We start from the raw sequence: 25,467 nt of genomic DNA, 5'->3' as shown, positions 1-25,467 counted from the left end.
AACCCAAAACGTCCGCATCCGTGCCCGCAACACCAGATTGGAACCCACAACACTCCTCAATCAGACGGGTGTTGCATCGATCCCTTGAATACGCCCGCAAATTTCACTATCTGTATGCACATTCGTGGCGCGACCATCACGGACGGGGCACTCCGGCGGCAACCACACGCTCACTATCCGCGCGATCCACGTCGGCCAGGTCGATGCCCTTGGTCTCGCGTGCGAACGCCAGCGCCACCAGCGTCACCACGCACGCGCCGGCCAGGTACAGCGCGATCGGCACCGACGAGTGGTAGTCCTTCAGCAGCCGGACCGCGATGATCGGCGCGAGTGACCCGGCGAAGATCGCCGTCACCTGATAGCCAAGGGAGACACCGGAATAGCGCATCCGCGTCGGGAACATCTCGGACATCAACGCCGGCTGCGGCGCGTACATGAACGCATGCGCGACCAGGCCCGCGGTGATCGCCGCCATGATGACGAAGTAGTGCTTGCTGTCCATCATCGGGAACGCGACGAAGCCCCAGGCCGCGGTCAGCAGCGTCCCGATCAGGTAGACGGGGCGCCGGCCGATGCGATCGGAGAGCCTGCCCACCAACGGGATTGCCACCAGGTGCGCGGCGTGGGCCACCAGCAGGTACCACAGGATCAGTGAAGTACCCACGCCCGCATGCACTTTCAGATAGGTGATCGAGAACGTGACCACCAGGTAGTACATGATGTTCTCGGCGAACCGCAGACCCATGGCGGTCAGCACCTTGCCCGGGTAGTACCGGAGCACCTCGACGACGCTCATCGACGACGCCTTGACCCGCTCGGCTTCTTCTTGTGCCGCAACGAAAATCGGCGCATCGGTGACCTTGGTGCGAATGTAGTAGCCGACCAGCACCACGACCGCCGACAACCAGAACGCCACCCGCCAGCCCCAGGACAGGAACTCCGATTCCGGCAGCGTTCCCGTCAGCGTCAGCAGGACGACGGTGGCCAGGATGTTGCCGACCGGCACCCCGGCCTGCGGCCAGCTGGACCAGAAACCGCGGCTCTGTGCTGGACTGTGCTCGGCGACCAGCAGCACCGCGCCGCCCCACTCGCCGCCGACCGCGAACCCCTGGATGAACCGCAGCACCACCAACAGCGCCGGCGCCCAGTAACCGATCTGGCCGTACGTCGGTAGGCAGCCCATGAGAAACGTGGCCGAACCGACCAGCAGCAGCGAGAACTGCAGCAGGGTCTTGCGACCGAACTTGTCGCCGAAGTGACCGAACACCACGCCACCGAGTGGTCGCGCGACGAAGCCCACCGCGTAGGTGACGAAGGCCGCGAAGATGGCATCGAGATCGCTGCCGCTCTGCCCGAAGAACACCTTGCTGAACACGATGGTGGCAGCGGTGCCATACAGGAAGAACTCGTACCACTCGACGACGGTGCCGGCCATGGAAGCCAGGACGACCCGACGCAATCCGGACCGGATCGGCGCGCTCATTGCGCGACTATAGCCAGGTGTCCTCGGTCGTCGTGGTGAGAAACGCATCCAGATCGTCGCGCCATTGCGCCGGGGTGTTCTTGTCCGGCTCGATGCCCGTGTACTCGCCGCGGTAGAACAGCAGCGGACGCGGCTTGATGGCCTGGGGCTCGGACATCGACTGCACCGCGCCGAACACCACGAAGTGGTCGCCGCCGTCGTGCACGGAGTGCACCGTGCAGTCGATGTGGGCGAGCGTGCCGTCGAGCACTGGCGAGCCCAATTCTGAAGGGCTCCAATCGATCCCGGCGAACTTGTCTTCGGCCCGGGAGCCGAACTGCGCCGAGACGTGCTGCTGGTTCTCGTGCAGCATGTTGACGCAGAACTTGCCACTGGCCTCGATGGCCTTCCAGGCCCGCGATTGCTTCGTCGGGCAGAACAGCACCAGCGGCGGGTCCAGCGACAGAGCAGCGAACGACTGGCAGGCGAAACCGACCGGCACACCGCCATTCACGGTGGTGATGACGGTGATGCCGGTACAGAACTGCCCGAGCACATTTCGGAATGTGCGGGGGTCGATCTGCGGGGTCTGAGTCATGCCGCGCGAGCCTACTTGAACCCGACGCTGAAGTCGTGACCCCAGAGGCTGATGCCGACGCTCTCGCGGGCGATCCAGCTCTCGTCCTCGACTTCGAGTCCCTCGCAACCGAATTCCATGTCGAAGCCACCCGGCGTCTTCATGTAGAAGGACAGCATCTTGTCGTTGATGTGCCGGCCCAGCGTGGCCGACATCTTGACCTTCTTGCGGTTGGCGCGGTCCAGGCACAGGCCGACGTCGTCGGAGTTCTCCACCTCGACCATCAGGTGCACGATGCCCGTCGGGTTGGGCATGGGCATGAACGCCAGCGCGTGGTGGCGCGGGTTGCAGCCGTAGAACCGCAGCCACACCGGGTCGCCGTCGGCCGGGCGGCCCGCGATCTGCGGGGGCAGCCGCATCGAGTCGCGCAGCCGGAAGCCCAGCACATCCTGGTAGAACGCCTGCGCCGCGGCGTCGTCATTGCAGGTGAGCACGACGTGACCGAGGCCCTGCTCGGCGGTGACGAACTTGTGTCCGTAGGGGCTGACGAAGCGACGACCCAGGTACTGGATGCCGTAGTAGACCTCGAGGGTGTTGTCGGCCGGGTCCTGGAAGCTGATCATGCCCTCGACCTTGCGGTCGAGCAGTTCTTCCTTGGTCCCTTCCTTGAACGGGACGCCGTGGGCGCTGAGGGTTTCCTTCAGCTGCTCGAGGGCAGGCGCGCCGGCGACCTCCCAGCCCGAGGCCAGCAGCCGATCCTTCTCGCCCGGCACGATCACCAGACGCGCCGCGACGTCGTCCATCCGCAGGTAGAGGGCATCCGGGTTGGTGCCCTCGCCCTCCATCATGCCGAGCACCTTGAGCCCGAACTCGCGCCAGGCCGCCACATCGGTGGCCTCGATGCGCATGTAGCCAAGGGCCTTGATCGTCGTCATGCCATGTCTCCTCTAGCTGCCCAGAAAGTCGAGGGTCAGCTTGTTGAACTCGTCGAACTTCTCTAGTTGTGCCCAGTGGCCGCACTGACCGAACACGTGCAGCTGGACCCGCGGAATCTGTTTGAGCGCGACCAACGCGCCGTCGAGCGGGTTGACGCGATCCTCACGGCCCCAGATCAGCAGCACCCGCTGCCGAAGCTTGTGCACTTCGCGCCACATCATGCCGAGCTCGTAGTCAGGCCCCGCGAAGGACTTGACCATCGCGCGCAGCGCGGCGAGCGACTCGGGTGTGCTGGCGATGGCGAACCGCTCGTCGATCAGCTCCGGGGTGACCAGGCTCTGATCGAAGACCATGATCCGCACGAACGCCTCGAGGGTCTCGCGCGTCGGTGCGTAGGCGAACTTGCCGAGCAGCTTGACGCCCTCGGTGGGGTCGGGCGCGAAGAGGTTGACGCTCAACCCGCCCGGGCCCATCAGCACCAGCCGGCCGGCCCGCTCGGGATGATCCAGCGCGAACCGGACCGCCGTCCCACCGCCTAGCGAATTGCCCACCAGCGCAGCCCGTTCGATACCGAGGTGGTCGAACAGCGCCAGCAGCGCGGTGGCGCTGTGGCGGTGGTACTGCACGTGGTCGGTGGGCTTGTCCGAATATCCGTAGCCCGGCTGGTCGACGGCCAGCACATGGAACCGCTCGGCCAGCACCGCGATGTTCTTCGAGAAGTTCGACCAGCTCGACGCACCCGGGCCGCCGCCGTGCAGCAGCACGATCGTCTCGGCGGCCGGGTCGCCGGCCTCGTGGTAGTGCAGGCGCAAATCATCACTTACCTGCGCATACCGCGAGGTGGACTCGAAAGTGACCTCGGATACCGCGGCGGTCATCAGACCATTGTGTCGGCCGGGGGCAGACCGAACTCGTTGTTACCGAAGATCAGGTAGGCGCGCTCGGGCTCGTTGGCGGCGTGCACACGGCCGGCGTGGGCGTCGCGCCAGAAGCGCTGCAGCGGGGTGCCGTTGGCCAGCGCGGTGGCGCCGGCGGCCTCGAAGAGCCGGTCGACGGACGCGATGGCGCGGCCGGTGGCGCGCACCTGGTCGCGGCGGGCGCGGGCCCGCAGCTCGAACGGGATCTCCTTGCCGGCGACCAGCAGGGCGTACTCGTCGGCGACGTTGCCGATGAGCTGACGCCAGGCGGCGTCGATGTCGCTGGCGGCTTCGGCGATGCGGACCTTGGCGAAGGGGTCGTCCTTGGACTTCTCGCCGGCGAACGCGGCGCGGACGCGCTTGCCCTGGTGTTCGACGTGCGCGGCGTAGGCGCCGTAGGCCATGCCGACGATGGGGGCGGAGATGGTGGTGGGGTGCACGGTGCCCCACGGCATCTTGTAGACCGGGGCGGTGTTGGTCTGGTAGCCGCCGGCGGTGCCGTCGTTCATCGACTTGTAGGACAGGAAGCGGTGCCGCGGCACGAACACGTCCTTGACGACGATGGTGTTGCTGCCGGTGCCCCGCAGGCCGACCACGTTCCAGACGTCGTCGATGGTGTATTCGGTGCGCGGGATCAGGAAGCTGCCGAAGTCGACCGGACGACCGTCCTTGATGACCGGGCCACCGAGGAACGCCCACGTGGCGTGCTCCGAGCCGGAGGACCAGTTCCAGGCGCCGTTGACGATGTAGCCGTCGCCGGTCTCGGTCACCACGCCCGCACCCATCGGGGCGTAGGACGAGGAGATGCGGACGGTCGAGTCGTCACCCCAGACGTCTTCCTGGGCCTGCTGATCGAACAGCGCCAGGTGCCAGTTGTGCACGCCGATGATCGACGCGACCCAGCCGGTGGAACCGCAGGCGCTGGCGATGCGGCGGACCGCCTCGTAGAACACGGTGGGGTCAGCCTCGAGGCCGTCCCACTGGGCGGGCTGCAGCAGTTTGAAGAAGCCGATCTCGTTCAGACTGTCGATAGACTCCTGCGGCACCTGGCGCAGGTCCTCGGTCAGCTGTGCGCGTTCGCGCAGCACCGGCAGCAGGTCGTCGATGCCAGCCAGCACGGCCTGCACGTCGAGTTGTTCAATTGACGTCACGGATTGCCTCCCGGGGAGTGGTCGTCTAGACAGAAGATTAGAACACGTTACGATTTGTGTCGAGCATGGCGGTACTACAGCAGGTAGACCCGCATAACTGCACTTTTGTAACCTGTTCTAGTTACTGGCCGTCAGGCCGGTTCGAACGAAGGGTGATGGTTGTGGACGAGCCGCTGGGCAGCCACGTACTGGAACTTGTGGTGGCCGACGTCGTCGCCGAGACCAACGACGCACGCGTCTTGGTGTTCGAGACGCCCAAAGGCAGCGACATCCCGCCAGAGCGACTGAAGTACTCCCCCGGTCAGTTCCTGACCCTGCGCGTCCCGAGCACCCGCACCGGATCGGTCGCCCGCTGCTACTCCCTGTGCAGCTCGCCGCATGCCAACGAGGCACTGACCGTCGCGGTCAAGCGCACCGCGGACGGCTACGCGTCGAACTGGCTGTGCGACAACGCACATGTCGGCATGCGGATGCACGTGCTGGCCCCGTCCGGCACGTTCGTCCCCAAGAACCTCGACACCGACTTCCTGCTGCTGGCCGGCGGCAGCGGCATCACGCCGATGCTGTCGATCCTCAAGTCCGCGCTGTCCGAGGGCACCGGCAAGGTGACGCTGTTCTACGCCAACCGCGACGAGAAGTCGGTGATCTTCAGCAAGGCGCTGCGCGAACTGACGTCGCTGTACCCGGACCGGCTGTCCGTCGTGCACTGGCTCGAGTCGGTGCAGGGCCTGCCCAACCCGACCATCCTGGCCACACAGCTGGCGCCCTACACCACGCGCGAGACGTTCATCTGCGGCCCGGCCCCGTTCATGGCCGCCGCCGAAGAGGCGCTGCTCAAGTCCGGCGCCGACAAGAGCAATGTGCACCTCGAGGTGTTCCAGTCACTGGACTCCGACCCGTTCGCCGCCGTCGTGCTCGCCGAAGATGACAGCGATGAGGGCCCGGCCACCGCAATCGTCACGCTCGACGGCGAGACGCACGAGCTGCAGTGGCCGCGCAAGGCTGTACTGCTCGACGTGCTGCTCGACAAGGGACTGGACGCACCGTTCTCCTGCCGCGAGGGGCACTGCGGGGCGTGTGCGGTGCTGATGAAGAAGGGCGACGTCGACATGGCGATCAACGACGTGTTGGAGCCGTCCGACCTCGAAGAGGGCCTCATCCTCGGTTGCCAGGCGGTGCCCAAGACGGATTCCGTCGAAGTCACCTACGACGAGTAGCGAAGGGATACGTTCTTGAACGTGAAAGTGACTGTGCACGGGCTTACTGCAGCAACCGCGGCCGCTGTGCTGACCGCGACCGCGCTGATGTCCCCCGCGACGGCTGCTGCCGCAGTCAATTCGGCCGACGCCTTCGTGCCGGTCGACGACGCCACGAAGATTCAGATTCACGTGACGGCACAGTGCTCGGGTGGTGCGTGCACCTTCAACACCGCCGCCAACCTGGTGGTCGGGGGCAATCCGGTTCCGCTGCCGCCGAACACCTGGGCGCGCGAGAACATCACGCTGCGCAGCTCGAACCGCAATGTGTACCAAGACGTCTCGTACAGCGCGCCGACCGGAGCCCCGCCGATCAACCGCGGTTCCTGGAACGGCCCCGTGAACTCGCGACAGCTCAAGTCGCAGAACAGCGCTCTGGTCTCGGTCACGTTCAACGGTGGCGGCACGTTCGAGGAGTTCGCCGTCGACGGCACCTCACTGACGCTCGACGTGCGCACCGGCAAGCCGAACACCGAGGCGAATTTCATCGCCTGCGCCGACATTCAGGTCACCTACCCCGGCGTGAACCTCACGACGCCGACGGCCTGCGCGACGACGCACTACAACTGAGCGCCGCATCGCCGAAAGTGAAGTAGATCGCGAACTTTCGGGCTGATGTGTCGCCATCGAATTCACGCTCGACCGTCAGTGAGTTGGTCCAAGCGTGCGAGCGCGGCGTCGAGGTTCGTCTCATCGTAGATTTCTCCACGACTGATCAAGTTGCCTTCGGTCGCGAGAACGTCGATGACTCGCCATTCGGCGGAAAGGCCCTCTGGCGAGGTTCCTTCCACAGCCACAGTGACGACGGCTCCGCAACCACTCAGTCGATGCACCGCCTCGATGCAGATTCTGACGTCCGGGATCATTTCCAGAACCGAATGAAGGGACGCAGCGAGCCCAACTGCCTCCATCGAGACGAGCGATCGCCGATCGATGTAGGCCGGATCCGGCGTCGTCGTGGGAAGTTCGTGCCGATTGAATCCGGCGACAGAGTCGGCAATCGTCGACCAGATCTGCGCATGGGCAGCGGCTTCACCCACGAGGTAACGAGCCTCGAGTTCTTGGAACGCGGCGTCGAGGTCGTCGATGTCGAACGAAACGACTGCGGTAATAAGGCCGCTCATATTGATCTCGACGACGGTCAACGTCTCGACGATGATCTCTTGCGACCGGTCACTGCCCGAAAACCGGTTACGACTGAGAACCAGGCGTTCACCGCGAATCGCCATGACCTCGGCCGTCAGGCTCCCCCCGAGATCGGCGATCACGCGCAAGTTCTCGATATCGGCATCCCGGCCGCGGCGGAGTCCGGCCCCGACCACGCGCCGCCAATCGTCGCCGCAGTGCTCTTCGCTCAGCACCGACACAATGCCGTCCCAGTCGCGGGCGGCGAAGTAGGCGATGAAGCGTCCATTGGCCCGGCTCGCCGCGTTCTCCAGTCGCGGTGTTGGCCGGCTCAACTCGTCGAAGCGTGCGAGGGCGGCTTCTAGGTCCGTCTCATCGAAGATCTCGGCGCGGCTGATCAACTCACCGGCGGTCAGGTAGATGCAGACCATCCGCCATTCGGCGCAAAAGCCCTCTGCCGAAGTCCCTTTCAGGGTTTGGGTCACCACCGCGCCGAGTCCGTTCAGTCGGTACACCGCGTCAATGGAAGCGCGGGCATCGGATACGACATCGAACACCGCACCGACAGATGCTGCCATTTCCACCGCCTCTGTCGACACCAGAGATCGCCGGTCGATGTGTACCGCATCCGGTGTGGACGTGGGTAATTCGTGTCGATTGAAAGCGCCGTTGGCCTGCTCGATCACCGACCAGACCGCGGCATGAGCGCCAGCGTCACCGGCCAGGAAACGAGCCTCAAGTTCCGCGAAGGCGGCGTGGACCTCTTCAGGATCGAAGGTCACAAAGGCCGCAATCCGTTCGGCAACATCGATTTCGGCGACGATCAGCATGTTGGCATAGAACGGCTCGGCTTCGTCCATGGTGCTCGCGAAGCGAGCCAAGATCAGCGCGAGCCGCTCGCCACGGGTAGCGATGATGCGCGACGTCGACAGTGTCACCGCGAATTCGGCGATCGCCCGCATGTTGCCCGTGGTGGCTTCGCGTCCTCGAAGCACCCCGGTACCGATCAGCGCGCGACGATCGTCGAGTACCACGTTCTCTGCACACATTTCGGCCATCGCCGCCCAGTCGCGGGCCCCGTACGAGCTGAAGTAGCGCGCATAGACGTGGCTGGCCGTGTTCTCCAAAGGTCTTGTCTGCACATGTAATTCCGCGAAGCGCGCCAGTGCGCCGGCGAGGTTGCCCTCATCGAACATCTCGCTCCGGTTGAACAGTTCACCATCGATCGTCATGAGGTGGATTTCGCGCCACTCGGCCTCGAAGCCATCGCGGGATGTGCCGCTCAACGCGTGGGTGATGACCGCCCCATCGTCAGCCAGCTGGTGTACCGACTCGATGCGGAAACTGATGTCCGGCACCTGTTCCCAGGCGAGGACGGTGTACTCCTTGATGCCGCCCGGGACGAATGACGCGATCAGCCTGTTGTCGATACTCACCATATCGACTGTCGTGTCGGGTAATTCGTGCCGATTGAGCGCGTCGTACGCACGGAGAACTGTCGACCAAGAGTGCGCGTGCGCAGCCCCTTCACCGGCAACATAGCGGGCATCGAGTTCAGCGGTTGCAGCGTCGACATCCTCGAGGTCGAAGGTTATCTTCGCCACTATCAATCCGTCGCCGTCGACTTCGGTGATCTCCAGTGTTTCGACGCAGAACGCCGCAGGCCCGGTGCGACGTTCTTCGAATCGCATGTGGCTGAGGCAAAGACGATCACCGCGCAGGGCGAGCGTCGTCTTCGTGACAGTGACATCGAAAGCTGCGATGGAACAGATGTTCTCGACCGCAGTCGAGCGCCCCTTGAACTCGCGTTGAACACCACGCCGTCTGTCATTGAGCAGGGTGTCCTCGGTGAACAGCGCATCAATCTCGTCCAGGCGACCGTCACCGAATAGCAGGATCAGTCGATCGTCCGCTTTGGTCGCAGCGTTCCCCTGCACAATGCCGGGTCGGTACCCCTCACGCCGGGCGTACCGGGCGTCGAGTTCGGCAATCGCGGCGTCCATGTCCTCCGGGTCGAACCACACCTGGAATATGACCCGACCCTCGGAGTCGACACCGTAGACCTGAAGAAACTCGTCTTGCGGCGCCCCAGCGCTCACGTCGGCGGTGCCCGCCCGCACGCGCGCGAGCGCCAGACATTCACCACGCACAGCGATGACATCGTGGGCCACCCGCATGGCCCCTGACTCGAGATCGCGCCGCGTCTGGCGTGTCACCTCAGGCAGGGTGAAGTCACCGCGCTTGAAACCGACAAGTTTTCGCCGGCTCTCAACAGACGCGTCGGGGGCGACCAGCCTCTCGAATTCGTCCCAGTCCGCACGGTCGTGAGCGGCCATCACGCGTTCGCTCAGGAGGACCGCTGCCGTGCGCACCCCGACAGTGGGCGGTTCAGGTTCGGCCGGAGCACTCGGGCGGCCAGGGTCGTCAAGGAGCCCGCGTGCTCTTTCGGCAAGCACCGCAGCACCTTTGCGCTCGTACAGACCTGCCGCCCGTTCAGCTGCCGCGCGCGCCCCCGCGGTATCACCGGCAGCCTTCAGAACCCCTGCCAGGCAATCGCACGCATCACCGTGATCCACCAATGCGTCGGTGCGTTGGGCGAGCGCGACAGCGGCCTCGGCCGTTTTCCGAGCCTCGGCGTGCTCCCCGCAGCGCGACAGCAGCTGCGCCCGCAGGGTCCGCCAGGCGATCGACGATTTGAATGCGTGGCCGGCACGCCGCTCGCTCTCCGTGCATAGTTCGTCAGCCTCGACAACTCGGCCGAGCATCAGGCAGGTGCGGCCCAGCAGGGCAGCCGTCTCGGCGATGTCGAGGTCCAGCCGCAGACGCCGAAATCCGTTGTAGGCCTTACGCAGAAATGGCTCGGCAGCAACCGGATCGCCACTGACCAGCTCGACGATACCGGCATGGTGCTCGACCTCTAGGCCCGCATGACGCAGCCCCAGTCCGTTAGCGGTGCGGCGGGCAGAGTCGATCATGCGCCGTGCTGCAGCGCTCCGCCCACGGAACGCCTCGAGCACTGCCTGACACCGCATCGAGGTGGCCTCGACCGCGGGCGATTCGGTCGTGATGCGCAGCAACCGAATCACATCCAGACACCGTCCACCGGCCCGCGGGACGGGGTTGGGCCCCCACAGCGCGGCCAGCGGCGCACCCGCCAGGACCGCGTTGACCCGGCGGTGATCACCTGAACGACGGGCCGCGGTCAGCGCCTCGTCAAGTGCCACCTCGCTGTCGCCGATCCGGCCAAGTCGGGCCAGGCACGCGGCACGGACGGTGTGCGCCTTGGCTTCTCCGGCGGCGTCGTTCAGTTCACCCAGCTTTCGGGCCGCCCCGTACAACGCCGATTCAATCTCGTCCAATCGCTCGGGGTGCGTCAGCATGGACAGCTGACCGTCGAAACACGTCGCCCAGGCCGCCCGGCGCGGGGAATCGACTGTAGCCGAATGCAATTGGGGCACCACGCTGGCGGCCGACGCCACGTCCCCCGCCGCCAGCAGAGCCTCGCAGCGAGCGATCAACAGGTCGGCAACCTGGTCGTCCCGGTCCGCCACTTCGTCGTCGAGTTCTTCCAGGGCGTGCAGGGCACGGTCGTACAGGTCGGCGGCACCCTCATACGCGAGCCGGGTCATCGCCTGGTCCGCCGCCAGACGGCAGTATTCAATGGCCTTGACGGCGTTGCCCGCCCACGCACATTCGAAGTAGTGGTGCGCCAGTTCGCCGAGCAGTTCGTCGTCCGCGCCAGGCTGGTCCTCCAGGGTGACGGCGATGCGCTGGTGCAACCGCATACGCCGCACCGACGGCAGTTCGGCAAGCAACGACTGCCGGACGATGGCGTGGTTGAACCGGTAACAACCGCCTGGCTCCTCGATCACGATGCCGGCGTGGCACGCCTCGTCGAACGCATCGATCAGGTCGTCTCCGACAACCTTCTCGACAAGATTCACGTGAAACCGACTCCCGATGACGGCGGCCGCGGCAAGCGCTTTGTTGGTCTCCGCGGGCAGGCGGGACAGCCGGCGGCTCACCGCTTCACGGACGCCCTGTGGCAAGGTACTCGGATCCCAATGGCCGCCGCTCTCCTCGACATGCCGTAGTGCCTCGATGAGGAAGAACGGATTGCCGCCGGTTACCGAGGCCAACGCCCGAGCCAGTTCTTCATCGTCGTAGCCGGTCTCGGCGACGTACGCCGTCACCTCGTTCACATCGAGACCACTCAGCGACAGGCGACTGGCCGTCCCGTCCCTGTTGAGGTCGGCGAGCATTGCCGCCAGCGGGTGAGACCGGTCCAGGTCGGTACTGCGATACGTCCCGACAATCTGCACGCGGGCGTGGTCGCCGAACCGCAGGAGATGCCGCAACAGCAGCAGCGTGGGCTTGGCCGCCCAGTGCAGGTCGTCAAGGATGAGCACCACCGGCGTACTCGCCGAGGCCACACCCATCACCGCGACGACAGCGTCGAACAGCGCGTAGCGCTCGGTGTCCGGGTCGGCACGGGTCGGCGCCGCCACATCGGGCAACACGTCGGCCAGACCAGGCACCAATGCCAGCAGCGCTTCCACGCCACGCAGCCCCCGTAGCCGGTCGGCCCCGAGACACGGCACCAGCGCGCGCAGGGCTTCGGCGAACGGCTGGTACGGCGCGCCGAGGTCCTCATCGCAGCGGCCGTAGATGACAAGGGCGCCTTGGTCATACGCCTGGCGTGACCACTCCCCGGCCAGGCGGGTCTTGCCGACCCCGGGTTCGCCGGCGATCAGCACCGAGTTCGCGGTCCCGGCGAGTGCGGTCTGCCACGCCGTGAACAACCGCTCCAGTTCGACGCCGCGCCCGACGAACGGACCGGAACCGGTCAGCACCGCAGGTAGCGCCGGGCGCTCGATCGAGGTCTCGGTGGTCGGCGGTTCGGGCGTGCCATCGGTGACGTCGCGACGGAGCTCGAAGACGTGCTCGGGGCGAGCCAGGTTCTTGAGCTGTCGCATTCCCAGATCGGCCAAGGCCACATCATCGGACAGCGAATCGATCACCAACTCGGCCGTCGCTCCGGAACACAGGATTTGGCCGCCCTCGGCGATCGACCGCAACCGGGCCGCCCGATTCACCGCCCGGCCGAAGTAGTCGCCATCGCGAAGCTCCGCCTCCCCGGTGTGCAGCGCCACCCGGATCCGCATCGGATCGACCAGCGCCCAGCCCTCGGCGGCCATGGCCTGCTGCAACTCGATGGCGGCCGCGGCAGCCGCCGATGGGCGATCGAAAACCGAGAACGTGGCGTCGCCCTCGCCGCGGGTCTTGATCAGCCGCCCGCCGTGCGAGGTGACGATCTGCCCGACCAGCTCGTCGTGCCTGGCCAGCGCCACCGCCATGGCGTCGGCATCGGTCTCCCAGGCGGCCGTCGACCCCTCGATGTCCGTCAACAGAAAGGTGACCGCCCGCGTGACCGACGGAACATGCTGCACCGCAGGCACTTCCAGTGAGCCGTCTTGCGCGACGATCGCCGCTTCGAGTCGGCGCAGGCCTGGTCCGGGGTCCACTCCGAGCTCATCGGCAAGCAGGGCCCGCGCCCGCCGGTAGGCACCGAGGGCTTCGCCCTGCCGGCCTGCGCGGTAGAGCGCGAGCATCAGCTGTCCCCAACGCCTTTCACGCAACGGCGCCTCAGCGACAGCGGCCTCGAGCTCGCCGATGATCTCGGCGACGCGGCCCGCGGCCAGCAGTGCATCGGCCCGATCCTCCACCAATGCGGCGTGGCTCTCGATCCATCGCGTCTTTTCCGATGTGCCGCGTCGGCCGTCGGGCAGTTCGGGGATGCCACGCCAAAGGGCGACCGCCTCGTCGAAACGGACGACGGCCTCGACGATGTCGCCAGTGGCCACGGCGTCGCGGGCCGATCGGGCGGCCGATTTGTACCGGGCGGCGTCGACTTCCGACTCGGCCAGCGTCCACCCTGCGCCCTCCGTCAGGATCAATCCGACGCCCAGTACGCGGCGCAGGGCCGAGATGTGGGTCTGCAGGGCCTTCGCGGCGGTACGCGGGGACTCGTCTCCCCAGAGCAACTCGAAGAATGCGTCAGCCGACACGACGGAGCCGCAGTGCAGCCCGAGCATCGTGAGGATCGCGCGCGGCTTGGCGCCCGGGATCGTGACGGGCGTACCGTCCCGCCGGACCTGCAGAGGTCCCAAAACCCCCAGCTCCACGGCTTGAAGCGTAATCACATCCGTCATCGTCGGTGCGGCGATTCAACGCGGAGTCAAGGTTTGGTCAAGGCTTATCGATCGTCGAGCAGATCACTCAGCCGCTGCAGTGCATCGACGACGCCGTCGACCTCGTCGACCCCGATGGCCTCGTCGATGTAACCGTTGACGGTCGCCAGCGCGGCCTCCAGTCGCCGGAGCGCGTCGGTGCCGGATTCGGTCGGCCACAACTCCCAGGCCCGGCCGTCGCTCTGACTGGCCCGGCGTTCGATGAACCCTGCGGTCTCCAGCCGGCCGACCATGGCCGTGACCGCCGATTCCCGCTGGCCGAGTTGTGCCGCGATGAGCGACTGTCGACACCCGGCGTGGTTCTCGATGAGCATGAGCGCGGCGGCCTGTGCCGTTGTGATGCCGGCTTCCTCGGCGAACAGCCGGTCGGCCGTGGTGCGCAGCCGCTGCGCGACGGTCTGCAGCTGGAAGTACGCCCGCCGCTTGCCTGCCGGTGACCTGTGTTTCGAAACCACCCTTGCATTATTACTTCACTAGTGAAGTAATTGAGGCATGACACGAGTAATCGACGCGTGGTCCCAGCAGCCGAACGAGTTGTTCATGCGTCAGCCATGGCTGCGGCCGCTGCTGCGCTGGACCCGCCAAGAAGACCTGCCGGCCCTGCCCATCGACGTCACACTGAAGGCGATGGATGACGCCGGCGTCGAGAAGTCGTTGCTGTGCGCGTGGTTCGGGCCGCATGGCGCATTGATCGACAACGACGAGACGGCGGCGCACGTGCGCGCGCATCCCGACCGGTTCGCCGGCGTCGCCTCCGTGGACCTCACCCGACCGGTCGACGCCGTCCGCGAATTACGCCGGGCGGTAACCGATCTGGGCATGGTTGCGCTGCGCGTGGTCCCCTGGCTGTGGAACCTGCCACCCAACGACCGCCGCTACTATCCACTGTTGCAGGCCTGCGTCGAACTCGGCATCCCGTTCTGCACACAGATCGGGCATACCGGCCCACTCTGTCCGTCCGAGCCCGGCCGGCCGATCCCCTACCTGGAGACGGTCCTGCTCGAGTTCCCGGAACTCGTGGTCATCGGGGGCCACGTCGGCGCACCGTGGATCGACGAAGTCCTGTTCCTGGCCAAGAAGTTTCCGAACTTCTACATCGACACCTCGGCCTACGCCACGCATCGTCTACCCGCGGCGCTCGTGGACTACATGCGCGGATCCGGCCGCAGCCGAGTGCTTTTCGGGACCAACTGGCCGATGTTGTCGGCCGAGCGGTGTCTGGAGCGACTGGACGATCTATGCCTCGACGCCGAGGCGCGCGACCTCTACCTCGGCGGGAACGCGGCGCGGGTTTTCGGGGTGTGACAGTTCGGCCGAGGCGGGCGAGATGATCTGCGGCAACGAATCACCCGCTGCCGCAGATCAAATGCCTCGCGTCAGGACTTCGCGTCGGTTCCATCGAGCGACCGGACAGCGCCCACCAACGCATCTGCTGCCAAGATGCCGAGATTGTTCGATGCCAACGGGCTGTCACCGGTGAGCAGCTTGCGGTCCTGGTGGACCTTGCCCGTCATATCCTCATTCACGATGGTCAGCCCCTGCTTGGCGAGCAGGTCGGCGACCAGCCACCGCAAATGCCCTGGCAGGTAACCGATCTCGAGATTGGGACCCTCATCGAGCGCATCGGGGAACACACAGACCGAATAGCCCTTGAACGGCGAGACCTTGCCGCCCTGCCCGACGGACAACAATGCGGCCGGGCCGTGACACAGGGTGACGATGAACTTGTCATTGGCCAACGCCCATTCCAGCGTTTGTGCGACCGCCTCGGCGGCCGGCAGGCCGACAACGGCCCCATGCCCGCCGGGAATGAAGACCGCGATGTAATCCGAGTCCGCGCCCAGCTCGTTGGCGACGACGTCGGCGAGCTTCTTCGGTTGCTTGAGCTTCGGCTTGAGCGCTTCGTAGGTCCGCAGGACCGCCTCATCTTCGCCCGGCATTGCCCACAATTCGAGTTTCGCCGGGTACCCGGCGACCGTGGCGACGTCGACATCGAAGCCGGCCGCCATGATGTGATGCAGAGGAAGGAGCATCTCGACCGGATGATTGCCGGTGGAGAACATCTTGTCGTTCTCGCACAGCACATAGCGTTCCTCGGTGGCGATCATGAGCACCTTCCACCTGCCCCCGGTGTAGGCGTTTTCATGCTTCACGCCGTCGAAGTCCGTCTTCGACTGGGTGTATTGACTCAACGAATACGGCGAGGGCAGAAATGCGTTGTCCTCGACCGGATCTGGCGTGGGGTCCTTGCTGAGATCAGCTGGATTGTGCGGCATGTCGTGTACCCGTTTCCTTTGCGGTATCGCGGATCCTGGGACCGGTGCCGGCCCCAGTTTCAGGTGCGGCGGCTATTTCTCAACCGCCGACCTCTCGGTACCGGGTCGCCTCTAATCTCAAACGTCTTCGCTGGAAATGGCGCGTACGCTGGTCTCGTCGCGCGCCTGGCGGGCCACCCGCGACAACAGCGACCTGAACAGCGACTGCTCCTCAGGATCCAACGCCGATAGCACGGCTTGTTCTGCCGGGCCGACCTCGTCCCGTAACCGCTGGAACGTTTCGACTCCGCGCGCAGTGGCGACGACCTTCCTGGCCCGACGGTCCGCCGGGTCCGGCTGCCGTTCGACCAGTCCGGCCTTCACCAAATCATCGATGACGTACGGCAGAACCGTACGGTCGATGCCCAGGTACTCCGCCATCTGCAATTGATTGGGCAAGCTCTTGCAGATCACGGTGTAGAGCACCTGGTACCCACGCTCGCCGCGGGGCAGGTCGGCAACACGCGGCTGAACCTGCGCCCGGTAATGGCGCATCAGCATCGCCGCCGACCAACCCAGATCGCAATCGGCCTCCTCGCCGTTTACCGCATCTTCCGTTGAAGCCATGGCCTCGACATTAGAGGCCCCGGTAGAACGACCATAACCCAATAATGAGTGGTGATGCAAATCAGTTGTAGAACATACTGTTTTTTATCCGGCGACAGCTATCGGTTCCCAGGAGGTTATTCACTCGCGCGGCACACCCGAGCGTGCCGCTGCTGGTATCAGCGCTGCGCGGCCGCGAGCTCTTCTTCCGCCGCCTCGGCGTCGGCCTGCCGCCCCCACCGCCCGGCCAGCATCGCGCAGGTGATGAGCTGAATCTGGTGGAAGATCATGAGCGGCAACACGATCAGGCCGATCGGATGTCCGGCGAACAGCACAGTGGCCATCGGCAATCCGGTGGCGAGGCTCTTCTTCGATCCGCAGAAGACGATCACGATGCGGTCGGCGCGATCGAACTTCAGCAGCCGCGCCACCCCGGCGGTGATGCCGAGCACCACGGCGAGCAGCACCACGCTGACCGCGATCACCGCGAGCACGTTGGTGACCTTCATTCCCGTCCAGATGTGTTCGGCCATACCGGCACTGAACGCCGCATAGACGACGAGGTAGACCGAACCGCGGTCGACGACCTTGGTGAGCGTGGTGTGCGCCAGCACGCGGTGCAGCCTGGACCGCAACAGCTGGCCGGCGACGAACGGCAGCAACAGCTGCACGACGATCTCGAGGACCGAGTGCACCGACACCGTGGCGGCGCCGGTGGTCTGCATCAGCAGGGTCACCAACAACGGGGTGAGGAAGATGCCCAGCAGGTTCGACGCCGATGCACTGACGACGGCCGCCGCGACGTTGCCGCGGGCGATCGAAGTGAACGCGATGGATGACTGCACCGTGGACGGCAGCAGGCACAGATACAGCATGCCGACGTAGAGATCGTCGGTCAGAACCGACGGCACGAGCACCTTCATCGCCAGCCCGAGCAACGGGAACAGCACAAAGGTCGCCGCCAGCACCGTGGTGTGCAGCCGCCAGTGCTTCAGCCCTTCGAGCGCCTCGCGCGGCTCCAGGCGGGTGCCGTACAGCAGGAACAACACCGCGATCGCGACTTTTGTCGCCGTCTCGACCGCCTGGCCGGCGTCGCCGCGGGCGGGAAGCAGCACGCCGATGGCCATCGCGGCGAACAGCCCGAGCAGGAAGCCGTCGATGCGGAGCTTGGCGAGCAGGTTCACCGGAAAAACGTACTGCCGCCGCAACTCATAGCGCCAGGCGATATATCCGATATCTCTGAACGGATATTGTGATCAATATGTTGGACCCCGAACTGCTGCGCACCTTCCTCGCGGTAGATCGCGCCGGCGGATTCACCGCGGCCGGCCGCCTGCTGGGCCTGCGCCAGTCGACGGTGAGCGGGCACATCGCCCGTCTGGAGCAGGCCGTCGGCCGCGAGCTGTTCCGGCGCGACACCCGTAACCTGGCCCTCACCGCCGACGGCGCCGCGATGGTGGGGTTCGCGCACGACATCTTGGACGCGCAGACCAAGGCCGACCGCTACTTCTCCGAATCCCAACCCACGGGCCTCATCCGGCTGGGCGCCTCGGACGATCTGGTCGGCCGCATGCTCTCGGATGTGCTGGTCGAGTTCCGGCGGTCCTACCCCGGCGTCGACCTGGAACTGGTCGTGGGCCTGAGCGAGAACCTGAAAACCCGCATGGCGGCAGGCGAATTGGACCTCATGGTGGCCAAACGACTGCCCGGCGAACAACACGGCGAACTGCTGTGGCGCGATCGCCTCGTGTGGGCCGGCCGCCCCGGGCCGACCGACATCACCGACCCGGTGCCGATCGTGACGTACCCGCCGCCGAGCCTGACCCGGCACATCGCACTACGCGAACTGGAACGCGAGCGCCGCAGTTGGCGCGTCGCGTGCGTCAGCGACAGCCTGCTCGGCCTGCAGGCCGCGGCACTCGCCGGGCTCGGCATCATCGCGCACTCCGAATCGGTTCTGCCACAGGGACTTCAACCGATCACCGACAGCCGGCTACCGAACCTCGGCCACCTGGAATTCGTCCTGCTGCACCGGCGGAGCACGCCATCCGACGCCGAGATCGCGCTGCACGACGCCATCGTCGCCGGCGCGCACCGCATGCGGCGCTAGCAGACTCGACGCGGTCAGGGCAGGATTTCGAGTGCGTCGGCAAGTGTTTCGTAAGTCCGAAATATCGCGTCGTCATACACCTGAAGCAGCACATCCGGCATGGCGTCATACGGGGTTGACTGCTCGCCAATGACCTGAATCTGCACGTGGTCAGCACCCGCATCCAGGTGCGCTCGCAGGCCACGAACAATCTCGGCCGGTGTACCGTGCAGCGCCAGAGCGTCGATCAGACGGTCACTGCCGTTCGCGGCAAGGTCCTCGTCGGCAAAACCCAACCTACGCAGGTTGTTCCGATAGTTCACCAGACCCAGGTACGGATGCTTGATGCGAGGCCGCGCCAGGTCGCGGGCATGGGCTGCGTCGGTGTCGAGGACCACCTTGTGTTCGGGTGCAAGGAATTTCCGGGGACCGAGTGCCGCACGGGCCCGACGAGTATGCTCCGCCGTCACCAGATAGGGCACCGCGCCACCGGCACGATCATGCGCGAGCTGCATCATCTTCGGCCCGAGAGCGGCCAGGGCGCGCCGATCCCGGGGCAACGAACAGGCGTCCAACTCATCGAGGAAGGACCGCATCGCCGCCATCGGCGTGCCATAGCCGACGGTCTGCTCGGGATGCCCGACGCCGATCCCGATCAGCAGTCGATCCGGGAATTTCTGTTCGATACGTCGATACGCTTCGACAAGCCGCTTCGCATCCCCGTTGTAGACGTTATAGATGCTGGTGCCCACGACCAGGCGTCGCGTTGCCGCCAGAAGGTCGTCGATCCCGCTGAGATCTACATCCGGGCCGCCGAGCCACACCGCTGAATACCCAAGCTGCTCAATCTTTTCCGCCATTTCCGGTGTGGTTACGTGGGCGGGCTGCCACAAACCGAATTGTCCGATGTCCACGTCAGCCTTTCGATTCGATGAGGTCGCCTGGACATCTTGGCGTGTATTTTCTGGACTTACGAGTCCATTACCTTACGTCGCCGAATCTGCAGATCCGAGCGCTGACAGGCGCGCCGCCGCCACTGGGGACTCGCCTCGAGGTCACCGTGAGTGCGTCTGCGCGTGCTCGCGAAGGTTGTCGCGCAGAGTGACTACAGCCTTTTGCAGCTTGTCGAACTCTTCGGACGGCAAGCCGGTCGCTGCCACCAGGTTCATCGGCAGGGCCTTCTCACGCAGCGCCCGGCCCGCGTCCGTGAGGCTGACGATGACCTGACGCTCGTCGGACGGATCGCGCCGGCGGCGCACGTACCCCTGGGATTCGAGCTTCTTGAGGATCGGCGTCAGCGTGTTCGACTCCAGAAACAGGTTTTCGCCCAGGCTGCGGACGGTTTGATGATCGTTCTCCCAGAGCGCGACGATGGCGATGTACTGGGTGTATGTGACACCGAGCTCGTCGAGGATCGGCTTGTACGCCTTGCCGTAGGCGAGATTCGCGGAGTAGATCGCAAAGCACATGAAGTCGGCAAGCCGGGGACCGGCGGCCTCAGTTGGGCGCTCGACAGTCATCGACTCCTCCTGACGCTTTCAGTGACATCCGAAGCGATTCTATCGGATGCGATTCAATCGGATGGGTTGACATCTCGACGCTCTGCGATAGTCTCATCGCATCCGAGTTAATCGGATGCGATCAATCTTCGACCTTCGTCCCCAAGGAGCCACACATGAGCACCAGCACCCACGACGCCGTCCTCTACACCGGTAAGACCCACACCACGGGCGGCCGTGACGGATACGCCGAGAGTTCCGACGGACGGCTCGATATCCGCCTCGATCCCCCGGGCAGCAATCGGGCCGGCACCAATCCCGAGCAGCTGTTCGCGGCGGGATGGTCCGCATGCTTCATCGGCGCAATGCACATCGCGGCCGGCAGGACGAACGTCAAACTGCCGGCCGATACCGCTGTTGACGCCGAAGTCGACCTCTGCAACATCGACGGCGACTACTTCCTACGGGCGCGCCTGAACGTCAGCCTGCCCGGCGTCGAGCGGGACACGGCCCTGGCCATCGTGGAGGCCGCACATCAAACCTGCCCGTATTCCAAGGCCACCCGAGGCAACATCGACGTCGTGCTCAGTATCGCCTGAGCGACTCGGCAGCTCATCGAAATATCAACTCCACCAATGGAAGCCGCACTGACCAACCACCAGGAGACACACGTGAGCATCACCTCAACCGGCACGGCCAGAATGCCCGCGATCCCGTTCCACTCCATCACGCTGATAGTCGCCGGCGTCGCGGCCGTCGTCACGTTCGGTACGAATTGGGCGATGCTCTCGGCTCCTGCGATGTTTCTCGGCTGGGTCGCCTACGGCGTCACCGGCGAAACCGTGCGTCACCGCTATGCCAATCTGGCGTCGTACGTGGTCGGCCTGGCCTTCGGCGCCGGAACGACCTTGGTGATCAATCGTCTGCAGCCATCACTCGGTCTGGCCGCCACCGGCATTGCGATATTCGCCCTGGTCGCCATCGTCATGTGTCTGCGAGCGCTGCCCATGTTCAACTATCCGCCCGCATACTTTCTCGGCATCACCAGCTTCTTCTATTCGGGGCACCCGCCGACCGTCGCAACGGTGATCGTGCTCGGCACGGCGGGAGCGGTCGGAGCAACCGGCGCAGCACTTTCCGACTACTGTCAGAGCCGCTTTCTCGCCCGGTGAATCACCGCATCCGCCGGTGTCAGAAAATTCAGAAGGGAAACGAATGACGAAGCTGCCGCGCCTCATTGGCTGTGCGGTCATCGCGGCCACTGCGGGGCTCATCGCATCATGTGGCACGACCGTCGAGAGCTCGGACCACGCGAGTCACGAGAGTTCTTCTCCCCCTATGACTTCGCGCGCCGCCGGAGGACCCAGCGCCGCGGACGTGCTCGGCCCTCCAGGAGTGGTGCCACTGACCGCGCCGCAGCCGCCAGCCAAACTGATCGTCGATCCGCCAGTTCCCGAGGCCCTCGCGAAGGGGCAGGTGTTCATCCAATACCGCGCCGAAAACCTGCGCATCGAACCGGTTTTCGGCCCCGAGGCACTCAAGGTAACTCCGCGCATCGGCCACATCCACGTCGTCGTCGACGGGGCTCCATGGCACTGGGCGGACGCAAGCGGTGAACCGGTGATCCTGGTCGGCCTGCCGCACGGACCGCACAAGGTGGAGATCATCCTCGCGGATGCCAACCACCATCCGCTCGACCACGTGGTCACCGATTTCGTGGTCCCCTGACCTGAGACGCGGCTGGTGCCGCATGCGGCAGAAGCCGAGATCGACGAAATGGACGCTGACCGAAGGGTTTTCGCAACCATTTCGCCGATCTCGTCCCCCCATCTAACCCGCGTTGGCTGACTGCTGCGTCGACGACGCCTTCTTCGGCTGCTTGGCGACCTTCGGCGCCTTCGGCGTCTTCTGCGCCTTCGGTGCCTTCTCGGCCTTCTGCCCCTTCCCGGCCGGCTTGTCCGACTTGTCCGACTTGCCTGCCGAATCGGCGTCAGACGAGGTTGCACCTGCCGCCTTGGTCCCCGCCTCGGACGTGGCGGTGTCGTTGTGAACCGGTTTCGTGGCCTCGACCTTGACCGGTTCGGCCGACACCGGGTCGGCAGCGGGCGTCGACACCTCCACCTTCACCGGCTCCGTCTTCACCGGCTCGGCAACCTTCACCTGTTCCGTCTTCGGAGTCTCCGCCTCGGTCGCGACCGGGGTTACGGTCTTCGGATCTGCCTTGGCCACAGGCGCTTTGGCTTTCTCCGGAGCTTCCTTCACTGTCGCACCCGTGTCCACCGCAGCGGTGGTCTCCGACGCCAGCGCCTTGCTGGCCGAGGCCGGCACCGCGGCCGGGCCATCCACGGTCGCCGCCACCGGAGCCTCCGGAGCCGGCGGCTTGATGGCATCGGCAATCGTCTTGAACCCCTGCATCACCGCGGCGACGACCCCGAACGACCCGAAGATGCCGTACACGCCCTTACTGCCTTCGCCCCACCCGTTCAGCACGGCCCCTGTCAGGTTTGCCGGAGCATTGATCAATTCGCTTGCGGCGGTGACGATATCCCCGACCTTGGCGGCGTTGTAGAAGTTCTGAGCGATGTCACCGAAGGCGTCGGTAGCTTGGTACATGGTGTTCAGCACCGCAAACCCCACCTGGGCGATAACCGGGGTGAGCGCCTTGACCACGTTGGCGACGTTCTGTGTGACCTGCTGCGGGATGTCGAGCCCCAGAACCGGGAACATGACGCCGACGACGCCGTTCACGAAGATGCCCCAACCCGACATCACCGCATCGGAGACCTGGCCGGCAGCCAGCTGCTGTGCCATGGTCCGCAGGGAATCAGGGACGGTATTCGCCCAGTTGATCAGACCCTTGGCCATGCCCTGGCCGATCGTCAGGATCTGGTTCGCGTACCGGATCTGATTGGCGATCACCTGTTTCGCGAGGGGGAACGGGTCGGCAGCGAACGCCTGGCCCAGGTTCCCGATGTCGGTGACGGTCGTCGTCAGCACGTCACCCCACACCGCGAGCGGGTTGACGAACGCCGTGAGGTCCACGGTCCGGGTCGATGCGACGGTCGTCGGCGCCGGTAGGTGAAGGTCCGGCGACGGAATCGTCAGCGGACTGAGAGCGATGACGCCGGCGGATGCCATGGCGATTCCCGCAGTCGAATATCGGCGCATCTCGAATGCCATACGTTCTCCTTGGACTCTGAGGTGTCAGCACTTCTGGCCGCGCAGACGGTAGTGACCAAGCCGAAAACAAACATTCGAAATCTGCAACAAGTTCTAATTTCTATTGACGCTATCGCCTATTCCTCACAGGATGTTCGGAGAAAGCCGCCACGCCCCCGGGCTCCGGGGCGCATGATCGTGGTCAAGCTGGACATTCGGAGGTTCTGCATGGCCGTCAAGCCATGGAATGACGACCGCCCCATGAAGCCACGCATCGTCGTCGGCGAGAGGTCCGTCGACAGTCGCGGCATGTCGCTGCGATTCGCCACCGAGCGCATCGAGCAGCCCGCCGACTGGTGCTGTCACGATTCGAGTCGCCATCTGATCTACGTCCACCGACATGGCGAACTGCGATCCATGGAGACCAACCTGGACTGGGGCCCGACCGATCGCACGCTGCCGCGCATCGGCGATACCTGGGTGGTACCGGCGGGCGTGCGCTGCACCTCGGTCGTCACGGGAGACATCTCGGGCTTCTGCGAAATCTCGATACCCGAGAACGCACTCGGCGAGGTGGTGCACGTCCCGCGGCGCAAGCATCACGATCCGCTGATCCTGCAGCTGGTGACCAAGATTCGCAGCGTCGCGGGCCGCGACGACGCGCTCGCCCGGCTGCTGCTCGACTCCGCCGGCGAGACACTGCGATTGCTGATCCGGGACACCTACACGACGACGCCACCGGCCACGGAATCCGAGCGTGACACCCTGCCCCCGTCGGCGCGCGAGTCGATCGTCGAATTCCTGGAGACCAGCCTCGAAACCGACATCAACCTGGAATCGCTTGCGCACCTTGCCCAGATGTCCGTGGCGACGTTCATCAAGGCATTCCGCGGTGCGTTCCACACCACGCCGTACCAGTTCCTGCTCGACCGCCGCATCGACCGCGCCAAGACGCTACTGTCGTCGACCCGGTTGTCGATCACCGAAATCAGTGCGGCGGTGGGGTTTTCGACGCCCAACCACTTCGCCACCACATTCCGGCAGCGCGTCGGCCTGACCCCGAGGGACTTCCGCAGGGGCCGCTAGCTGTACTGACCACGGACGTTAGGTACGGCGTGGCGTGGTGACATGAAGAAGACCTCCGAGTGAAGTGCGAGCTGTCTAGGAACGCACCAACCCTCTCGGAGGTCTTCGTGTCACACCGTAATGCCCCGCTGTCAGAAACTGGTCGTCTGCGATTGGCCCGTTGTGTCGTCGATGAAGGCTGGTCGCTGCGCCGCGCAGCCGAGCGATTCCAGGTCGCGGTCACCACAGCGGCACGCTGGGCAGGCCGCTACCGCGAGCAGGGCCCGGCCGGCATGGTCGATCGCAGCTCACGTCCACAGCGAAGCCCCAACCAGACACCGACTCGTACCGAGCGCCGGATCATCAAAGTGCGGGTCATCCGGCGTTGGGGGCCAGCACGAATCGGGTATCTGCTAGGAATCCATCCCTCGACCGTGCACCGGGTACTCACCCGCTACGGAGTGGCCAGACTGCGTTGGCTCGACCGACCCACCGGCACGGTGATCCGCAGAATTCACGCCGCACAACCCGGCGAGTTGGTGCATGTTGACGTAAAGAAGCTGGGCAAGATTCCTGCCGGCGGGGGATGGCGGATGCTGGGCAGAACCGCAGGCAACCACAACACGCGCGCCGATAAGAGTTCTGGCCGCATCAGCAAGCACGGTCACCCGATCAAGGGCCATCACTTCCTGCACACCGCAATCGATGCATACTCACGGCTGGCCTACTCCGAGCTCCTTGCCGACGAGCGCAAGGAGACCGCATCGGCGTTCTGGGCCCGGGCCAATGCATGGTTTAACCAATGCGGGTTCACGGTATCGAAGGTGTTGACCGACAACGGATCCTGCTATCGATCTCACGCGTTCCGTGACGCACTCGGGGCCATCGAACACCGCCGAACACGTCCCTACCGGCCCCAGACCAACGGCAAGGTAGAGAGATTCCACCGCACCTTGGCCGATGAATGGGCCTACGCCCGCCTCTACACCAGCGACGCCGAACGCTGCGCCGAGTACCCCCAATGGCTACACACCTACAATCACCACCGCGGCCACACCGCACTCAACGGTCAACCACCCGCTACCCGCGTACCCAACCTCTCAGGTCAGTACAGCTAGC

Annotated in this window: 22 protein-coding genes; 9 read left to right on the top strand and 13 right to left on the bottom strand. The window is 65.2% G+C overall.

Annotated elements, in window-relative coordinates; translation table 11 throughout:
- Window positions 1-136: 136 nt before the first annotated feature.
- Genes BR47_RS0126755 through hsaA form a run of 5 tightly spaced genes read right to left on the bottom strand, consistent with a single transcriptional unit; the run spans window position 137 to window position 5,043 of the window.
- A complete protein-coding gene (locus BR47_RS0126755; protein ID WP_029121367.1) occupies window positions 137-1,483 on the bottom strand; it encodes an MFS transporter in 1,347 nt (448 codons plus the stop codon).
- A 7-nt stretch (window positions 1,484-1,490) separates the two neighbouring features.
- The gene (gene hsaB / locus BR47_RS0126750; RefSeq protein ID WP_029121366.1) at window positions 1,491-2,060 is read right to left on the bottom strand and encodes a 3-hydroxy-9,10-secoandrosta-1,3,5(10)-triene-9,17-dione monooxygenase reductase subunit; all 570 of its coding nucleotides are present in this window, start codon (window positions 2,058-2,060) and stop codon (window positions 1,491-1,493) included.
- Between the two features lie 11 nt (window positions 2,061-2,071).
- The gene (gene hsaC / locus BR47_RS0126745; RefSeq protein ID WP_029121365.1) at window positions 2,072-2,974 is read right to left on the bottom strand and encodes an iron-dependent extradiol dioxygenase HsaC; all 903 of its coding nucleotides are present in this window, start codon (window positions 2,972-2,974) and stop codon (window positions 2,072-2,074) included.
- Between the two features lie 12 nt (window positions 2,975-2,986).
- Window positions 2,987-3,853, bottom strand: a complete 867-nt coding sequence (hsaD, locus tag BR47_RS0126740) for a 4,5:9,10-diseco-3-hydroxy-5,9,17-trioxoandrosta-1(10),2-diene-4-oate hydrolase (RefSeq protein WP_020100854.1) — start codon at window positions 3,851-3,853, stop codon at window positions 2,987-2,989.
- Window positions 3,853-5,043, bottom strand: coding sequence for a 3-hydroxy-9,10-secoandrosta-1,3,5(10)-triene-9,17-dione monooxygenase oxygenase subunit (gene hsaA, locus BR47_RS0126735; RefSeq protein WP_029121364.1), 1,191 nt, complete (start codon window positions 5,041-5,043; stop codon window positions 3,853-3,855). Before hsaA ends, hsaD begins: the two co-directional genes overlap by 1 nt.
- A gap of 155 nt (window positions 5,044-5,198) precedes the next feature.
- Between hsaA and BR47_RS0126730 the strand changes: the two genes are divergently transcribed.
- Window positions 5,199-6,260: a ferredoxin--NADP reductase gene (locus BR47_RS0126730; protein WP_036427863.1), complete on the top strand. Its 1,062-nt coding sequence runs from the start codon at window positions 5,199-5,201 to the stop codon at window positions 6,258-6,260.
- A 21-nt stretch (window positions 6,261-6,281) separates the two neighbouring features.
- On the top strand, window positions 6,282-6,869 hold the full coding sequence (locus tag BR47_RS0126725) for a hypothetical protein (protein ID WP_231387992.1): 588 nt from the start codon (window positions 6,282-6,284) through the stop codon (window positions 6,867-6,869).
- 62 nt (window positions 6,870-6,931) lie between these two features.
- Here BR47_RS0126725 and BR47_RS31580 read toward each other — a convergent pair whose 3' ends face one another.
- Window positions 6,932-13,609: a BTAD domain-containing putative transcriptional regulator gene (locus tag BR47_RS31580; protein ID WP_051635033.1), complete on the bottom strand. Its 6,678-nt coding sequence runs from the start codon at window positions 13,607-13,609 to the stop codon at window positions 6,932-6,934.
- Between the two features lie 71 nt (window positions 13,610-13,680).
- A complete protein-coding gene (locus BR47_RS32325; RefSeq protein ID WP_020100859.1) occupies window positions 13,681-14,130 on the bottom strand; it encodes a MarR family winged helix-turn-helix transcriptional regulator in 450 nt (149 codons plus the stop codon).
- 37 nt (window positions 14,131-14,167) lie between these two features.
- Here BR47_RS32325 and BR47_RS0126710 point away from each other — a divergent pair, with 37 nt between their 5' ends.
- The gene (locus BR47_RS0126710; protein ID WP_029105086.1) at window positions 14,168-14,980 is read left to right on the top strand and encodes an amidohydrolase family protein; all 813 of its coding nucleotides are present in this window, start codon (window positions 14,168-14,170) and stop codon (window positions 14,978-14,980) included.
- A gap of 71 nt (window positions 14,981-15,051) precedes the next feature.
- On the opposite strand, the gene hchA is transcribed toward BR47_RS0126710, so the two are convergent.
- The 3 genes from hchA to BR47_RS0126695 all read right to left on the bottom strand — a co-directional run bounded on the left by hchA (window position 15,052) and on the right by BR47_RS0126695 (window position 17,720).
- Complete coding sequence (gene hchA, locus BR47_RS0126705) at window positions 15,052-15,951, bottom strand: glyoxalase III HchA (protein ID WP_020100861.1); 900 nt, start codon at window positions 15,949-15,951, stop codon at window positions 15,052-15,054.
- 117 nt (window positions 15,952-16,068) lie between these two features.
- Window positions 16,069-16,557 (bottom strand): MarR family winged helix-turn-helix transcriptional regulator, encoded by a 489-nt coding sequence (locus BR47_RS0126700; RefSeq protein WP_020100862.1) that lies wholly within the window; start codon window positions 16,555-16,557, stop codon window positions 16,069-16,071.
- 158 nt (window positions 16,558-16,715) lie between these two features.
- A complete protein-coding gene (locus BR47_RS0126695; protein WP_029105087.1) occupies window positions 16,716-17,720 on the bottom strand; it encodes a bile acid:sodium symporter family protein in 1,005 nt (334 codons plus the stop codon).
- A gap of 71 nt (window positions 17,721-17,791) precedes the next feature.
- Here BR47_RS0126695 and BR47_RS0126690 point away from each other — a divergent pair, with 71 nt between their 5' ends.
- The gene (locus BR47_RS0126690; RefSeq protein WP_029105088.1) at window positions 17,792-18,646 is read left to right on the top strand and encodes a LysR family transcriptional regulator; all 855 of its coding nucleotides are present in this window, start codon (window positions 17,792-17,794) and stop codon (window positions 18,644-18,646) included.
- A 14-nt stretch (window positions 18,647-18,660) separates the two neighbouring features.
- Here BR47_RS0126690 and BR47_RS0126685 read toward each other — a convergent pair whose 3' ends face one another.
- Both BR47_RS0126685 and BR47_RS0126680 read right to left on the bottom strand, forming a co-directional pair.
- On the bottom strand, window positions 18,661-19,539 hold the full coding sequence (locus tag BR47_RS0126685) for a TIGR03620 family F420-dependent LLM class oxidoreductase (protein ID WP_020100865.1): 879 nt from the start codon (window positions 19,537-19,539) through the stop codon (window positions 18,661-18,663).
- 141 nt (window positions 19,540-19,680) lie between these two features.
- Window positions 19,681-20,145 carry a MarR family winged helix-turn-helix transcriptional regulator gene (locus BR47_RS0126680; RefSeq protein ID WP_029121361.1) on the bottom strand — a complete coding sequence of 155 codons (465 nt, stop codon included), beginning with the start codon at window positions 20,143-20,145 and terminating at the stop codon, window positions 19,681-19,683.
- A 155-nt stretch (window positions 20,146-20,300) separates the two neighbouring features.
- On the opposite strand from BR47_RS0126680, the gene BR47_RS0126675 reads away from it, so the two are divergent.
- From BR47_RS0126675 to BR47_RS31565, 3 genes are all read left to right on the top strand, one after another.
- Window positions 20,301-20,723 (top strand): organic hydroperoxide resistance protein, encoded by a 423-nt coding sequence (locus tag BR47_RS0126675; RefSeq protein ID WP_029121360.1) that lies wholly within the window; start codon window positions 20,301-20,303, stop codon window positions 20,721-20,723.
- A gap of 72 nt (window positions 20,724-20,795) precedes the next feature.
- A complete protein-coding gene (locus tag BR47_RS31570; RefSeq protein ID WP_036427868.1) occupies window positions 20,796-21,296 on the top strand; it encodes a DUF1097 domain-containing protein in 501 nt (166 codons plus the stop codon).
- Window positions 21,297-21,462: 166 nt separating this feature from the next.
- The gene (locus BR47_RS31565; protein WP_051635032.1) at window positions 21,463-21,852 is read left to right on the top strand and encodes a DUF6130 family protein; all 390 of its coding nucleotides are present in this window, start codon (window positions 21,463-21,465) and stop codon (window positions 21,850-21,852) included.
- Between the two features lie 102 nt (window positions 21,853-21,954).
- Here BR47_RS31565 and BR47_RS0126660 read toward each other — a convergent pair whose 3' ends face one another.
- A complete protein-coding gene (locus BR47_RS0126660) occupies window positions 21,955-23,304 on the bottom strand; it encodes a hypothetical protein (protein ID WP_029121359.1) in 1,350 nt (449 codons plus the stop codon).
- A 207-nt stretch (window positions 23,305-23,511) separates the two neighbouring features.
- On the opposite strand from BR47_RS0126660, the gene BR47_RS0126655 reads away from it, so the two are divergent.
- The gene (locus BR47_RS0126655) at window positions 23,512-24,369 is read left to right on the top strand and encodes a helix-turn-helix transcriptional regulator (RefSeq protein ID WP_036427865.1); all 858 of its coding nucleotides are present in this window, start codon (window positions 23,512-23,514) and stop codon (window positions 24,367-24,369) included.
- A 107-nt stretch (window positions 24,370-24,476) separates the two neighbouring features.
- Window positions 24,477-25,466: an IS481 family transposase gene (locus BR47_RS0126650; protein WP_029119209.1), complete on the top strand. Its 990-nt coding sequence runs from the start codon at window positions 24,477-24,479 to the stop codon at window positions 25,464-25,466.
- Window position 25,467: the final 1 nt, after the last annotated feature.

Source organism: Mycobacterium sp. UNC410CL29Cvi84, from assembly GCF_000686745.1.
GTDB lineage: Bacteria > Actinomycetota > Actinomycetes > Mycobacteriales > Mycobacteriaceae > Mycobacterium > Mycobacterium mucogenicum_B.
The sequence above is the reverse complement of the archived record's forward strand: the minus strand, read 5'-3'. Positions and strand labels throughout refer to the sequence as shown.

What these genes read in the sequence shown, in the direction of transcription:
- BR47_RS0126755 (WP_029121367.1), bottom strand. Translation starts at nt 1,483, where the DNA reads ATGAGCGCGCCGATCCGGTCCGGATTGCGTCGGGTCGTCCTGGCTTCC.
- hsaB (WP_029121366.1), bottom strand. Translation starts at nt 2,060, where the DNA reads ATGACTCAGACCCCGCAGATCGACCCCCGCACATTCCGAAATGTGCTC.
- hsaC (WP_029121365.1), bottom strand. Translation starts at nt 2,974, where the DNA reads ATGACGACGATCAAGGCCCTTGGCTACATGCGCATCGAGGCCACCGAT.
- hsaD (WP_020100854.1), bottom strand. Translation starts at nt 3,853, where the DNA reads ATGACCGCCGCGGTATCCGAGGTCACTTTCGAGTCCACCTCGCGGTAT.
- BR47_RS0126730 (WP_036427863.1), top strand. Translation starts at nt 5,199, where the DNA reads ATGGTTGTGGACGAGCCGCTGGGCAGCCACGTACTGGAACTTGTGGTG.
- BR47_RS0126710 (WP_029105086.1), top strand. Translation starts at nt 14,168, where the DNA reads ATGACACGAGTAATCGACGCGTGGTCCCAGCAGCCGAACGAGTTGTTC.
- hchA (WP_020100861.1), bottom strand. Translation starts at nt 15,951, where the DNA reads ATGCCGCACAATCCAGCTGATCTCAGCAAGGACCCCACGCCAGATCCG.
- BR47_RS0126700 (WP_020100862.1), bottom strand. Translation starts at nt 16,557, where the DNA reads ATGGCTTCAACGGAAGATGCGGTAAACGGCGAGGAGGCCGATTGCGAT.
- BR47_RS0126680 (WP_029121361.1), bottom strand. Translation starts at nt 20,145, where the DNA reads ATGACTGTCGAGCGCCCAACTGAGGCCGCCGGTCCCCGGCTTGCCGAC.
- BR47_RS0126675 (WP_029121360.1), top strand. Translation starts at nt 20,301, where the DNA reads ATGAGCACCAGCACCCACGACGCCGTCCTCTACACCGGTAAGACCCAC.
- BR47_RS31565 (WP_051635032.1), top strand. Translation starts at nt 21,463, where the DNA reads ATGACTTCGCGCGCCGCCGGAGGACCCAGCGCCGCGGACGTGCTCGGC.
- BR47_RS0126660 (WP_029121359.1), bottom strand. Translation starts at nt 23,304, where the DNA reads ATGGCATTCGAGATGCGCCGATATTCGACTGCGGGAATCGCCATGGCA.
- BR47_RS0126655 (WP_036427865.1), top strand. Translation starts at nt 23,512, where the DNA reads ATGGCCGTCAAGCCATGGAATGACGACCGCCCCATGAAGCCACGCATC.